The sequence below is a fragment of the Pseudacidovorax sp. RU35E genome, assembly GCF_900156165.1.
GTDB lineage: Bacteria > Pseudomonadota > Gammaproteobacteria > Burkholderiales > Burkholderiaceae_C > Xenophilus.
In genome coordinates, this window is the sequence record NZ_FTMY01000012.1 from 29,059 (window position 1) to 42,928 (window position 13,870).

Sequence of the window (13,870 nt, forward strand, 5' to 3'; positions counted from 1 at the left end):
AGGTCGGGCCTCTTCAGCCCTCGCCGCCGTACACCGGCTCGCCCAGGTTGAGCATCAGCCGGTTGGCCCAGGCGAAGATGGCGATGGCGTGGACCAGGTCCAGGATCTCCAGGTCCGAGAGGCCCGCCGCGCGTAGCGGCGCAATGTCCTGGGCACCGAAGCCGGCCGGCGTGGCCGTGAGCGTGATGGAGGCCTGCACGATGGCCCGCTCGCGCGCATTGGTGCCCGCGCCCTGCGGTTCGTGGAAGACCTGCGCGATCACGTCGTTGCGCTTGGCCAGCTGCTCGAAGCGCTGGGCATGCACCGAGGCGCAGTACACGCAGCCGTTGATCCGGGACACCACGGCGCTGGCCAGCTCACGCTCGGCCCGAGACAGTCCGCCGGGCGCATACATGATGGCGTTGAAGACGGTGGAGCGCTCCTGCAGGATGGCCGGCTGCTGCACCAGCAGCAGGTAGTAGTCGCTGGTCTTGGCCTTGGGATGGCTGGTCTCCAGCACCGCCGTCTGCTCGGGCGTGGCCTGGGCCAGATCCAGCACCGGCAGCCAGGCCCTCCAGCCCAGCGTCTCGCTGGTGAAGCCGTTGATCTGAAGCGGCTCGCCCGGCTTCGGCAGGTTGGCGGGGTGCACGAAGGGCGCGGCGTCCTCGGTGGTCGCGGGTGCGGCGGCCTGCGCATCGCCTGCGGCGGCCAGCGCCTGCAGGCCGGCCAGCACGCGCACCTGGTAGGCCACGTAGGCGATCAGTTGGGCCAACGCCACCACGGCCGGCGTGTCGATGCCGGCGGCGGGCAAGCGCAGCAGCGCGGCCTGGTCGCCCTCCACCGGTTTGTCGGCCAGGGCGATGGCGAAGCGCAGGATCTCGGACAGACGCGCGTCGTCGGCCGGGACGGCCTGGCCATCGAGCGCGGCCTGCTGGGCGGCGGTGGGCGTGCCCAGCGCCAGCAGCTGCGAGCGGTAATGTTCGGCCAGCACGGTCACGCCAGCACGGCGCGCGATCTCGTGCGCGGCCAGCAGGCGCTCGGCCAGGCTCAGGCCGGGCAGCGCCGGGTCGAACAGCCGCGCGTGGCTGCCCTGCGTGGCCGTGACCACCTTGTCGCGCTGGTGGCGCACGGCATGCAGCGGCGCGCCATCGGCCAGCGGCACCAGCGAATCGATCAGGTCGGGGATCACAGGAGTGGAAGCAGCAGAAGTCATGGCTTGGCCTTGGCCGCCGAAGTGGCCTGGTGGAGGAAGTCGCGCACGCCGGCCCAGGAGGCCTCATCGGCATGCGCATTGGCGGCGGGCGTGCCGCCGCTGGTGCTGAGCCGCCCCGACACCGGGTGGGCGTAGGCCAGCTGCGTGGTCGGCACGAAGGGGAAGACGATGGAATGGCCGGCGCCCTCGAAGTCGAGGTGCTCCACCGGCCACGGGTGGCCATGCGCGGCCAGGCGCTCGACCACCATGCGGCCATAGAGGCTCGACGGCCAAGAGCCATCGTCGGTGGCCGACAGCAGCATCACCGGCCCGCGGATGCGCTCGACAGGGATGCGGGCGCGCTCCACGGCCTCGGCATCTTGGAGCGCGGTGAGCAGCGCGTGGGCATGGCGACGGGGCTCGGGGCCTTCGTCCCAGGGCACCCAGGTCGCCGTGCGGTTGTGCTGCCACAGGTGCGGCAGCGGCTGGCCGCGCCACCACCACGCAGGGCCGTTGCGGCTGTCGGGGCCGTTGGCCGGGTTGCAGGCGTTCTGTGCGCTGTGCACCACGGCGCCGGGCACGTAGCCGATGACGGCCGAAACCATCTCGGGCATCAGCGTGGCGAGCAGCAGCACCAGCTCGCCCCCGCGCGACTGGCCCGACAGCGCGACGAAACCACCCGCGGGCTTCAGCTGCGCATGCATCCACTGCAGCGCCGTCTCGAAGTATTCGAGGTGCGTGTCGGAGATGTGGTCCGGCCGGCCGGGCGACTTGAAGTAGCCCACGGCCAGGGCCGCGTAGCCGTGCGAGGCATAGAGCGCCGCCCGCGGCTCGTTGATGCCGCCGCCACTGCCGTTGAGCACCATCACCGCCGGATGCGGGCCCGGCCCGGGCGGCAGGAAGAGCGTCGCCGACAGGCCGTCGTCCCGCACCTCGCGGCGCGTCACGCCCTCAGCCATCAGCCGCTGCACGAAGGCGGCCTGCCAGCGGCTGTCGTCGGCGCGTGTGAGCACCAGCTCGGTCGTGAGCGGCGCGGCGGGCTCGGCCGCGAAGACCTCGCGCGGCGCGCCGGGGCGCTCGGGCACCTGGGCCCAGACCAGGCCCATGGGCGAGACGCCCTCGTAGCTGCCGCCGGCCAGCGGCGCATCGCGGCCCAGGTCCACGGTGCCGTCGGCATCGGCGATCAGCTCGACCTGCGCCGTCCAGGCGATGCCCGGGCCGCGCACGGTACGGCTCTCGATGCGCACCCGCTCACCGGGCGCGAGCCCGTCGGCCGCGATGCGCCGCGGCACGTCGATCAGCGCATCGGCGGGCGTGACTTGCAGCATCGGCTCAGCCTCAGTTGGTCTTGGTGACCTGCATGGCGGTGGTGCGGTCGCTCAGCAGCGGCACCACCTTCAGGCCCTTCTTCGCGGCCCAGATGTTCTGGTAGTGGAAGAGCGGGATGTGGCCCACGTCGTCCGTCACCAGCTTGGCCGCGTGGCGGAAGATGGCTTCGCGCCGGCGCGCGTCGAACTCGACGGTGGCGGCGTCCAGCGCCTTGTCCACGTTCTCGTTGCTGTAGCGGCCCCAGTTGTTGATGCCGCGGCCGCGCTTGGGGTCGTAGCTGGCCAGGGTCTGCAGCAGCCCGTAGCCGGCCTCGCCGGTGCCGTTGCCCCAGGCGATCACGCTGACGGCGTACTCGTTCTTGGAAGCGCGGCCGGAGTACACCGACCAGGGCACCACCTCCACCTTGGTCTTGACGCCGATGCGCGACCAGAACTGCGCCACGGCCTGCACCGTCTCGGGCGCCTGCGGGTAGCGGTCGCCGGGCACGTGGATGCTGATCTGGAAGCCCTGCGGATAGCCGGCCTCCGCCAGCAGCTTCTTCGCCTGCTCGGCGCTGTAGGGAATGTCCTTGACCTCGGGGTTGTAGCCGAAGCTGTTCTTGGGCATCCACTGGTTGGCCTCGGTCACGGTGCCCTGCAGCACGCGGTCGACGATGGCCTTGCGGTTGATGCCCAGCGACAGCGCCTGCCGCACGCGCAGGTCGGTCAGCGGGTTCTTGTCGAGCACCTTGCCGGCGTTGTCGGTGATGAACTCGTTGGGGCCCTCGCGCAGCGTGGGCTGCAGCAGCAGCACGCGCAGGCCGGGGTAGGTGTAGACGCTGACCTTCGGATCCTTGCGCAGCTTCTCCACATCGGTGACGGCCACCTTGTCGATCACGTCCACGTCGCCCGCCAGCAGCGCCGCGGTGCGGGCCGCGCCGTTGTTGATGAAGCGGTAGGTCACCTTGTCCCACTGCGGCTTGGGGCCCCAGTAGCCGGGGTTGCGCTCGAACACGGTGCGGTCGCCCGGCGTGTACGAGATGAACTTGTAGGGGCCGGTGCCCACCACGGCCTTGCCGCTGTTGTAGTCCTCGGTGCGTGCCTTCTCGCCCACGTGCTTGCTCACGACGTAGATCGAGGCGATCTCCAGCGGCAGCATGGGGTTGGGCGTGCTGGTCTTGACGATCAGCGTGCCCGCGTCCTTGGCGGTGGCCGATTCGACCGAGCGCAGCGCGCCCGAGTACGAGGCGACGGAGCCCGGCACGCTGCGCGCGCGCTGGAAGGAATACACGATGTCATCGGCCGACACGGGCGTGCCGTCCTGCCACTTGATGGCGGTGTTGATCTTGAATTCCCAGGTCTTGTCGTCCAGCGATTTCCAGCTGGAGGCCAGGCCCGGGTCCAGCTTGCCGCCATCGCGCGAGGTGACCAGGGAGTCCCAGAAATGCAGCGCCAGTGAGCGGTCGCCCGCATGGTTGTTGAGCTGCGGGTCCACCGACGAGACGGGGTCGGCGAAGCCGATGGCGAGGTTCTGCGCCGCGGCGCCGGCGGCGGCGATCAGGGCGGCGGCCGCAATGGCCGCGGTGCGCAGGGAATGGGGAGTCATGGCGATCCTTTCGTCAGGGAACAGCGGGAAGGGAGGCGATCAGAGGGCGTCCAGGTGACAGGCGCTCTGGTGATGGATGGCGATGCCGCGCAGCTGCGGCACCTCGGTACGGCAGCGGTCCATGGCGTGCGGACACCGTGGATGGAAGTGGCAGCCGCTGGGCGGCGCCAGCGGGCTGGGGATCTCGCCGCGGACGGGCGCGAACTGCGCACGCCGGGCGTCGATGCGCGGAATCTCCTGCAGCAGCGCCCGGGTGTAGGGATGGCGCGGGTTGGCGAAGAGCTCGTCCACCGGCGCCGACTCGACCACGCGGCCGAGGTACATCACGACCACGCGGTCGCACAGGTGCTCGATCACGCCCAGGTCATGGCTGATGAACAGGTAGGCCAGGCCCAGCTGCTCGCGCAGGTCCATGAACAGGTTGAGGATCTGCGCCTGGATCGACACGTCCAGCGCGGCCACCGCCTCGTCGCAGACCAGCATGCGCGGCTGCACCGCCAGCGCGCGGGCAATGCCGATGCGCTGGCGCTGGCCGCCGCTGAACTGGTGCGGGTAGCGGTGGCGCAGCGACGGGTCGAGCCCGGCGCGTTCGAGTTGGGCGCAGACGTAGTCGTCCTCGCCGGCCGCGTCGGTCAGGCCGTGCAGCCGCGCCGCCTCGCCCACGATGCGGGCCACGCGCAGGCGTGGGTTGAGGCTGCCGAAGGGATCCTGGAAGACCATCTGCACCTTCAGCCGCGCGGCCAGGCGGGCGCGGTCATCCATCCGTGCGATGTCCTGGCCGTCGACGAAGACCTCGCCCTCGCTCGGCGCCAGCAAACCGGCGGCGATGCGGCCCAGCGTGGACTTGCCGCAGCCCGATTCGCCGACCAGGCCGACCACCTCGCCGGGCTGCACCTGCAGGTCCACATGGTCCACGGCATGGGTGATGGCGGGCGCCTCGCCCAGGCCCATGGCGCGCAGGCGGCGGTCCAGCCAGCCTTCGTGGCGCTCGCCGAAGCGCTTGGAGATGGCGCGCAGGTCGACCAGCGGCGTGGCCGCTGCCGGGTGCGCCATGTCGAGGGGAGAAGAAGGCACGGCGCTCATTCAGCGACTCCCGGATGGATGCACCGCGCCTGGTGTGCAGGCAGCTCGGCCCGCGGCGCAGCGAGGGCCGGCACGGCCGCTTGGCACTCTGGCGTGGCCCGCGGGCAGCGCGGCGCAAAGGCGCAGCCGGCGGGCAGCCGCGCCAGGTGCGGCGCCATGCCCGGGATCTGCTTCAGCCGCGCGCCGCGCCGGTTCGCGCTGGGCAGGCTGCCGATCAGGCCCTGGGTGTAGGGATGCTGCGGCCGGTCGAGCACGTCGTCCACCGCGCCGATCTCCACGATGCGGCCGGCGTACATGACGGCGATCGCATCGGCCAGGCCCGCCACCACCGACAGGTCGTGGCTGATCCAGATCATGGCGGTGCCGCTGTCCTTCACCAGCTTCTGCATCTCCGACAGGATCTGCGCCTGGATGGTCACGTCCAGGGCCGTCGTCGGCTCGTCCGCGATGATCAGCGCCGGCTTGTGCAGGAGCGCGATGGCGATGGCCACCCGCTGGCGCATGCCGCCCGAGAGCTGGTGCGGATAGGCGCGCAGCCGCTCCTCGGGGCTGGGGATGCCCATCAGTGCCAGCGTCTCGGCCGCGTGGCGGCGGGCGGTGGCGGTGTCCACGGCGCGGTGGGCGCGCACGGCCTCGACCATCTGCACATCGATGCGCAGCACCGGGTTCAGGGTGGCCATCGGGTCCTGGAAGATCATGGCGATGCGGTCGCCGCGCAGCTGCCGCAAGGCTTTGGGCGGCAGCGTGCGCAGGTCCTGCCCCTGGAACAGCACCTCGCCGCCTTCGATGCGCCCGGGCGGATCGACCAGGCCCATGACCGAGAAGCCGGTCACCGACTTGCCCGAGCCCGATTCGCCCACCAGGCCCAGCACCTGGCCCCGACCCAGCGTGAAGGAGACGCCATCGACCACGGGCAGCACGCCGTCGCGGGTGTGGAAGCGGGTGCGCAGGTCGCGCAGTTCCAGCACGGGAGTGGCTTCGCCGCTCATTTCTGCAACCTCGGATTCAGGACGTCGCGCAGCTGGTCGCCCACCAGGTTGATCGCGACGATGGTGGCCAGCAGCGCCAGGCCGGGGAACAGGCTGATCCAGTATTCGTTGGACAGCAGGTACTGGTAGCCGTTGGAGATGAGCAGGCCCAGCGAGGGCTCGGTGATCGGCACGCCCAGCCCCAGGAAGGAGAGGGTCGCCTCCAGCGTGATGGCCCGCGCCACCTGCAGCGCACCGATCACCAGCAGCGGCGGCAGGCAGTTGGGCAGCACATGGCCAACCAGGATGCGCCAGGGCGGAATGCCCTGGCCGCGCGCCGCATCGACATACTCGCGCCGCGTCTCCACCAGCGCCTGGCCGCGGGCGGTGCGGGCGTAGTAAGCCCATTCGAGCAGCACCAGCGTGAGCACGACGTTGGTGATGCCCTTGCCCAGGTAGGCCAGGATCATCAGCGCCATCAGGATGGTCGGAAAGGACAGCAGCAGGTCCACCAGCCGCATCAGCAGCGCATCGACCCGGCCGCCCGCATAGGCGGCCAGCAGGCCGACCAGCGTGCCCAGCACCGCGGCGATCACGGCCGAGCCCACGCCCACGCCCAGGCTGATGCGCAGGCCGTAGACGATGGCCGAGTACAGGTCTCGGCCCTGGCCATCGGTGCCCAGCCAGTAGGTGTAGCCGCCCTCGCCGCGCGGCGAGCCCGGCGGCAGGCGGGCGTCGAGCACGTCCAGCTGCAACAGGTCGTACGGGTTCTGCGGCGTGATCCACGGTGCGGCCAGGGCCACCACGACGACCACCGCCAGCATCAGCAGACCGGCGATGGCGACGCGCGACTGCAGGAAGTCGCTGCCCACGCGCCACCAGAAGCCGCGTTCGGGCTTCGGTGCGGCGGTGGACGAAGAAGAGGTCGGCAACGCGCTCACTTGGCGCCCTCCAGCCGCACGCGCGGATCGAGCAGGCGGTAGAGCACGTCCACCACCAGGTTGAGCGTCACGAAGATCACGACCACCACCATCAGGTAGGCGACCACCACGGGGCGGTCCAGCGAATTGATGCTGTCCAGGATCAGCTTGCCGGCCCCGGGCCAAGCAAAGATGGTCTCGGTGACCACCGCATAGGCGATGGTCGAGCCCAGCTCCAGGCCCAGCACCGTGACCAGCGGGATCAGCGTGTTGCGCAGCACGTGTACACCCACCACCCGCACCGGCGACAGGCCCTTGGCGCGCGCGAACTTCACGAAGTCCTGCGGCAGCACCTCGCGCACGCCGGCGCGCGTGAGCCGCAGCACCAGCGAGATCTTGAACAGCGCCAGGTTGAAGGCCGGCAGCAGCAGGTGCTGCAGCCCGTCGAGCGTGAGCCAGGACCATTCGATGCCGAACAGGCTGCGCGTCTCGCCGCGGCCACCGGCCGGCAGCCAGCCCAGCTGCACGCTGAACACCATGATCAGCATCAGCGCCACCCAGAAGGCCGGCAGCGAGAAGCCCACGATGCTGGTGGCCATGATGGCGCGCGAGGCCGGATGCTCCGGCTTCATGCCCGCGAACAGCCCCAGCGGCACGCCGATGAGCACGGCCATCAGCAGCGCGGCCACCGCCAGTTCCATCGTGGCCGGCAGCCGCGCCAGGATGATGCGGATGGCCTCGTCGTGGTAGACGAAGCTCTTGCCCAGCTGGCCCTGCACCGCGCCTTCGAGGAAGGACAGGTACTGGCGCCACAGCGGCTGGTCCAGCCCCAGGCGGGCGATGGCGGCGACCCGCTCGGCCTGGTTCATGTCGTCGCCGATCAGGATGTCCACCGGGTTGCCGATGGCGTGCAGCCCGACGAAGACGATCAGCGTCATCGCCCACACGACCAGCAGCGCCTGGCCGAGCCGGCGCAACAGCCAACCCGTCATGACGCGGCCCCTTCGCGCGCCGGGGCAGCCTGCTCGTCATAGACCGGGAAGGTGGCCTCGGTCCATTCGTGGCCTTCGAGCTCGGGCTCGGCATAGCGCTGCATGGCGGCGTAATGCGCGTCGGCGTCCTCCACCATCAGCTGGCCGGCCAGACCGCGGGCCAGGCGCTGCGAGCCGTCGGTGATCTGCGGGATGTCGCCCGCACCGGCGCCCTGCGACAGCGCGGCGGCATAGTTGTAGCAATGGATGCGCTCCAGGCCCGGGCAGCTGCCGGGCTCGCGCGGCTGGAACTCGAACAGGGGACCCAGGTCTGGCGAGTCGGACAGTTCCTCGTCGTCCTGACCCTCGGGCGCGGCGAAGCGGTCGCGCCACAGCCGCACATGGGGCTGCAGGCCGGCGAACTCGGGGCGCTGCGACCAGTCGATGCGAAAGCCTGTGCAGAAGATGACGAAGTCGGCCGCGAGCGGGCCCTTGGCCGTCTCGACCCGGATCACGCCATCGGGCCGCACCGTGGCGCCGGTGGCACCCGCGCCCAGGTGGAAATGCGCCTGGGCATGGCGCGACACCCGCAGCGTGCTGCCCTGCGGCGGCGGCACCTGCTGCACGTTGAGGTAATGGCGGAAGCGCCACTTCCATTCGTCCGGCAGCATCCAGTAGCCGTGCGACATGCCGGGGCTGCCCGATCCCTTGCCCTTGTTGATGCGCGGCAGCTCGCGGCGGCGGATCAGCAGGTCGACGCGGGCGGCGCCGTTCTCCAGCGCGGTCGCCGCCGCGTCCATGGCCGAGGCGCCGCCGCCGATCACGGCCACGCGCTTGCCGCGCAGCATGGCGCCGTCCCAGGCATGCGAGGAATGCACCCAGCGCTCGCGCGGCAGGGCATGCGCCCAGTCCGGCACCCACGGACCGCCCAGGCCGTCACGGCCGGTGGCGATGACCACGTGGCGCGCCAGCACGGTGTGGGCGCGATCGCCCTCGCCTTCGTCGACCAGATCCAGCTGCACCACGCCGTCGGCGCGCGGACGCACCGCCGCCACGCGCTGGCGGTTGCGCACGTCCAGCCGCAGCACCTGGCGGTACCAGCGCAGGTAATCCATCCATTGCAGGCGCGGGATCTTGTCGAGCGCACGCCAGGCGTCGAGGCCGAACTGCGACTCGAACCAGGCGCGGAAGGTCAGCGCCGGCAGGCCGAGCGCCGGGCCGGTCAGCTCCTTGGGCGAGCGCAGCGTCTCCATGCGCGCCGTGGTGGCCCAGGGCCCCTCGAAGCCGGCCGGCGACTGGTCGAACACCACCGCCTGCACGCCCAGGTGCTTGAGCGAGGCCGACAGCGTGAGCCCCGCCATGCCGCCGCCGATGACGGCCACGTCGATCACCGGCTGGCCGTCGTGCGCGCTGGGCGGCACCCAGTGCTTGGGCGGCAGGCCGAGCCAGAGCAGGTCCTGGCGCAGCCGCTGCTCCAGGTGGGGCAGGCCGGCCGGGGGCGTGAAGGCATCGGGGGCAGGCGAACTCATGGGGCGCTTTCAGTCAAGGGCGGGAAGAAGAGGAAGGCTCGGCCTGCGAGGCCTGCAGCAGCTGCGCATGGGCCTCGGGGGGATGGGCGACGAATCCGGGCAGGCGCGTCGCCGCCTGCTGCAGCGCATCGGCCAGGGCCTGTACCCGGCGGGTGATGGGCCGGCCCTGCGGCACCACGGCGCCGAAGAAGAAGGGGATGTGCACGTCCAGCGGCCGCACCTGCACGCCAGCCAGGGGCACGCCGTGCACCGTGAGCGGATCCAGCAGGGCGATGCCCAGGCCGGCGCGCACCAGGGCCTGGGCGTTGACGGAGGAATTGGTGTCGATGACGTCCGTGCCGCGCGCGCCGCCCTCGCCTGCCGATGCGCTTTTACCGGTTGCGGCGACGTCGGTGGCGGCACGGCCCAGGAGCGCGTCGATGCGGTGGCGCAGCCGGAAAGGGTTGCTCAGCGTGACCAGCCGGCGCCCCGCGAGTGCGGCGGCGGGCACGACGTCGCGCGCGGCCAGCGGATCGCCGTCGGGCAGCACGGCCATGCAGGGCGCCTCGCCGATCCACAGCACCTGCAGCCCGCGGTGTTCCAGCGGCAGGCTGGAGACGCCGAGCTGCACCGCGCCGGCCAGCACCGACTCCATCACCCGCTCAGGCGAGCCACTGACCAGGCGCACCGCGCCGGTGCCCTCGCCCGCTTCCAGTGCCTGCAGGGCCGCCGGGACGAGGCCCAGCGCTGCGGCCGAGGTGGCGGCCAGCACCAGCGGCTGGGCGCCGCCGCGGCCGATCTCGTCCACCCGCTGCTGCAGCCGGCGCCAGTCGCCCAGCAGTTGTTGCACCTCCTCGAAGAGCTGGAAGCCCTCCGCCGTCGGCGCCACGCGGGGCCCGTGGCGGGTGAAGAGCGCATAGCCGGCCGCCGCCTCCAGCTCGTGGATCAGGCGGGTGACGGCTGGCTGTGAGCGGTCGAGCAGGCGCGCCGCGCCCGTGATGCTCCCGGAGGACATCACGGCGGCGAAGGCGTCGAGCTGGCGAATATCGAGGTTCTTGATCATCCGATTTGCGAATGATCAAGCATGAAGCATGCAAGCTTCAAATACTTTTATCGAGGAAGCTTATTCGGGGCTTCGCCGAGCGCGGCGGCTGGAAGGCGCTAGGGCCTGGTTGACGGCGGCGGGATTCCGCATGGCGCACCCTGCTGAGCCGGCCTCTTTAGACTCGCCGCCCTCATGGCGAATCTAAACAAACGTTTCTTTCTTCTTTCATTCCCTTCACGCTTTACCGCCGCCCTGGTCGCTGCCGCACTGCTGGGCGCCTGCGGCAACGTCGACCGGCATACCCGCAGCACGCGGGGCAACCCGCCTGTCCCCACCGAGAAGGCCCCCACGCCGGCGGCCGAGGCGTCCACCCAGGATTTCGCGCGCTGTCCCCAGTTCTTCGCAGGCGGCCGCGCACCGGCCGTGGCCATCGGCGGCCAACTGCGCGCCCTGTGCTTCGACAACTTCGCCGTGCTGCATTCCGGCGAGACGCGCACGCCCGTCTACGTGGCCGAGCGCCTGAACCGCGACCTGCTGCTGCGCGCCAAAAACGTGGAGCGGCAGGACCGCTTCTTCGCCGACGCCCGGCTGCCCTCGGCCGAGCGCGCCAGCCTGGACGACTACCGCGGCTCCGGCTTTGCACGCGGCCACATGGCGCCGGCTGCCGACATGCCCACGGCACGCGCCATGGCCCAGTCCTTCAGCCTGGCGAACATGGTGCCCCAGGACCCGCGGCAGAACAGCGGCCCGTGGGCCAAGGTGGAAGAGGACACCCGCAAGTACGTGATGCGGGCCCAGGGCGATGTGCACGTGATCACCGGTCCCGTCTTTGCCGACCAGCGGGCCATCGGCCCCAATGGCGTGCGCGTGCCCTCGCACCTCTTCAAGCTGGTGTACGACCCGGCCACCGGCAGGGCCTGGGCGCACTGGCAGCAGAACCGCCCCGACGCCAAGGTCAACACGCCACTGAGCTATGCAGCATTCCAGCAGTGGCTCCACCTGGACCTGCTGCCCGGCGTGAACGTGCACTGACGACGGCGGACCGACCCACGGGCGGATTCCACTGACTGGAACGGCCGGCTGGCCCGCCGCCCACGTGTCGCCTAAGCTGCTCTGCAGAACGGGTGCAGGCCAAGCATGCCTGCCCGACCAGGAGACATCGATGGACATCCACGCCCCGAATCCACTGCTTCGCCGCCGCGCGCTGATCCAGGCCGCCGCCCTCGGCGCCGCCTGGCCCGCCGCCTGGGCCCAGGAGCCCTTTCCTTCCCGGCCGGTGCGCATCGTCGTGCCCTTCGCGGCCGGCGGGCCCACGGACCTGATGGCCCGCGCCATCGCCAAGGCCATGAACCAGTCCACCGGCCAGCCCTTCATCGTGGACAACAAGCCGGGCGGCGGCGGCGTGATCGGCATGAGCGAGATCGGGCGCAACCCGGCCGACGGCTACACGATGGTCATGCCCTCGATCCTGGCCGTGACCAACCCGGCGCTGATGCCGAATTACCCCTTCGACACGCTGAAGGACTTCAGCCCGGTCACGGTCGTCGGCTTCATTCCGCATGCGCTGGTGGTCAAGCCCGACTTCCCGGCCACCGATCTCCAGGGGCTGGTCAGGATGGGCAAGCAGACCCCCGGCAGCCTCTCGTATGCCTCGTCGGGCATCGGCACCTCCGCGCATCTGGCCGGAGCCCTGTTCGCACAGCGCGCGGGCATCCAGGCCACGCACGTGCCCTACCGCGGTGCCGGACCGGCCGTGCAGGACCTGCTGGGCGGGCGGGTGCAGTTCATGTTCCTGGACATGAGCAGTGCGCTCGGCCAGATCCAGGCCGGCAAGCTGCGGGCCCTCGCGGTGGCCCCGTCCAAGCGCTTCGAGGGACTGCCCCAGGTGCCCACCGTGGCCGAGCAGGGCTATCCAGGCTTCGACGTGCATGGCTGGTACGGCCTGCTCCTGAAGTCCGGCACCCCCGCGCCCGTGATCGACACGCTCTACAAGGAAGTGAAGGCCGCCCTGGCCGCGCCAGACCTGCGCGCCATGTTCAAGGCCCAGGGCATCGAGCCCGGCGGCATGCCGCCGGCCGAATACGGCGAGATCATCCGCAAGGACCTGGTGCAATGGCGCAAGACCATTGCCGAACTCGGCATCAAACTCGACTGAGACGCCCATGCGCATCGCGATTCCAGACGACTACCAGGACTGCGTGCGCAGCCTGGCCTGCTTCGGCAAGCTGGCCGGCCACGAGGTCACGGTGTTCCACGACACGCTGAACGACACGGCCGCCCTGGCCGCGCGGCTTCAGGACTTCGACGCCGTCGTGCTCACCCGCGAGCGCACGCGCATCGGCGCCGCGTTGCTGGACCGCCTGCCCCGCCTGCGCCTCATCAGCCAGACCGGCAAGGTGGCCGGCCATGTGGATGTGGCGGCCTGCACCGCCCGCGGCGTGGCCGTGGCGGACGGGCGCGGTTCGGGCGCTGCGACGGCCGAGCTCACCTGGACGCTGCTGCTGGCGAGCCGGCGGCACCTGGTGGACGAGGCCAACCGCCTGCGGGCCGGTCTCTGGCAGGGCCACCTCGGCCAGCAGCTCTTCGGCCAGCGGCTGGGCATCTGGAGCTATGGCCGCATCGGCAGCCAGGTGGCGCGCTATGGCCGGGCCTTCGGGATGCAGGTCTGGGTATGGGGCCGCGAGGCCTCCACCGCGGCAGCACGGGCCGACGGCTTCGAGGTGGCCCCCTCGCGCGAGGCCTTCTTCGCCCAGAGCGATGCGATCTGCCTGCATGTGCGTCTGGTGCCGCAGACCCAGGGCCTCGTCACCCGCACCGACCTGGCGCGCATGAAGCCGAGCGCGGTGCTCGTCAACACCAGCCGGTCCGAACTGATCGAGGACGGCGCATTGGTCGACGCGCTGCGCGCCGGGCGACCGGGCTTCGCCGCGGTGGACGTGTTCGATCAGGACACGGAGCCGCTGCAGGGCGGCCATCCGCTGCTGTCGCTGCCCAACGCCTTGTGCACGCCCCACATCGGCTATGTGGAGCGCGACAACTACGAGCACTACTTCGGCACGGCCTTCGACAACATCGTCGCCTTTGCCCAGGGGCAGCCGCGCAACCTCGTCAATCCCGAGGTGCTGGCCCCGCCCGCTGGCTGATCCGACGCGGTCTGCACGGCAGGCGAAGCGCGGCCACGCTGGCGTCATTTTTGCTAGCCATGCTTCGCCGCCGCAGAGACATTTGCTCCAGCATGTCAATAAATCCTTAGCGTCAGCCGAAAGCATTCATCTTTCGGATACGCTGCCG

Annotated in this window: 12 protein-coding genes; 3 read left to right on the forward strand and 9 right to left on the reverse strand. The window is 70.9% G+C overall.

What is annotated here, in order from left to right; genetic code table 11:
* Nucleotides 1-13: 13 nt before the first annotated feature.
* Genes BXA03_RS27050 through BXA03_RS20175 form a run of 9 tightly spaced genes read right to left on the reverse strand, consistent with a single transcriptional unit; the run spans nt 14 to nt 10,597 of the window.
* Complete coding sequence (locus BXA03_RS27050; protein WP_076510991.1) at nt 14-1,192, reverse strand: CMD domain-containing protein; 1,179 nt, start codon at nt 1,190-1,192, stop codon at nt 14-16.
* A complete protein-coding gene (locus BXA03_RS27055; protein WP_076510992.1) occupies nt 1,189-2,499 on the reverse strand; it encodes an acyl-CoA thioester hydrolase/BAAT C-terminal domain-containing protein in 1,311 nt (436 codons plus the stop codon). Before BXA03_RS27055 ends, BXA03_RS27050 begins: the two co-directional genes overlap by 4 nt.
* A gap of 10 nt (nt 2,500-2,509) precedes the next feature.
* Nucleotides 2,510-4,084 (reverse strand): ABC transporter substrate-binding protein, encoded by a 1,575-nt coding sequence (locus tag BXA03_RS20145; protein WP_076510993.1) that lies wholly within the window; start codon nt 4,082-4,084, stop codon nt 2,510-2,512.
* Between the two features lie 39 nt (nt 4,085-4,123).
* Entirely contained in the window at nt 4,124-5,167 is a 1,044-nt protein-coding gene (locus BXA03_RS20150) for an ABC transporter ATP-binding protein (protein WP_234983766.1), read from the reverse strand.
* A complete protein-coding gene (locus BXA03_RS20155) occupies nt 5,164-6,156 on the reverse strand; it encodes an ABC transporter ATP-binding protein (RefSeq protein WP_076510995.1) in 993 nt (330 codons plus the stop codon). The genes BXA03_RS20150 and BXA03_RS20155 overlap by 4 nt, the downstream gene beginning before the upstream one ends.
* Complete coding sequence (locus BXA03_RS20160) at nt 6,153-7,076, reverse strand: ABC transporter permease (RefSeq protein WP_076510996.1); 924 nt, start codon at nt 7,074-7,076, stop codon at nt 6,153-6,155. Before BXA03_RS20160 ends, BXA03_RS20155 begins: the two co-directional genes overlap by 4 nt.
* Nucleotides 7,073-8,047, reverse strand: a complete 975-nt coding sequence (locus BXA03_RS20165) for an ABC transporter permease (RefSeq protein WP_076510997.1) — start codon at nt 8,045-8,047, stop codon at nt 7,073-7,075. Before BXA03_RS20165 ends, BXA03_RS20160 begins: the two co-directional genes overlap by 4 nt.
* Nucleotides 8,044-9,555, reverse strand: coding sequence for a SidA/IucD/PvdA family monooxygenase (locus tag BXA03_RS20170; protein ID WP_076510998.1), 1,512 nt, complete (start codon nt 9,553-9,555; stop codon nt 8,044-8,046). The genes BXA03_RS20165 and BXA03_RS20170 overlap by 4 nt, the downstream gene beginning before the upstream one ends.
* Before the next feature lie 13 nt (nt 9,556-9,568).
* Nucleotides 9,569-10,597, reverse strand: coding sequence for a LysR family transcriptional regulator (locus tag BXA03_RS20175; protein ID WP_076510999.1), 1,029 nt, complete (start codon nt 10,595-10,597; stop codon nt 9,569-9,571).
* Between the two features lie 174 nt (nt 10,598-10,771).
* Here BXA03_RS20175 and BXA03_RS20180 point away from each other — a divergent pair, with 174 nt between their 5' ends.
* The 3 genes from BXA03_RS20180 to BXA03_RS20190 all read left to right on the forward strand — a co-directional run bounded on the left by BXA03_RS20180 (nt 10,772) and on the right by BXA03_RS20190 (nt 13,722).
* Entirely contained in the window at nt 10,772-11,611 is an 840-nt protein-coding gene (locus tag BXA03_RS20180; RefSeq protein ID WP_076511000.1) for a DNA/RNA non-specific endonuclease, read from the forward strand.
* A gap of 130 nt (nt 11,612-11,741) precedes the next feature.
* Complete coding sequence (locus BXA03_RS20185) at nt 11,742-12,734, forward strand: Bug family tripartite tricarboxylate transporter substrate binding protein (protein WP_076511001.1); 993 nt, start codon at nt 11,742-11,744, stop codon at nt 12,732-12,734.
* 7 nt (nt 12,735-12,741) lie between these two features.
* Entirely contained in the window at nt 12,742-13,722 is a 981-nt protein-coding gene (locus tag BXA03_RS20190) for a D-2-hydroxyacid dehydrogenase family protein (protein WP_076511002.1), read from the forward strand.
* Nucleotides 13,723-13,870: the final 148 nt, after the last annotated feature.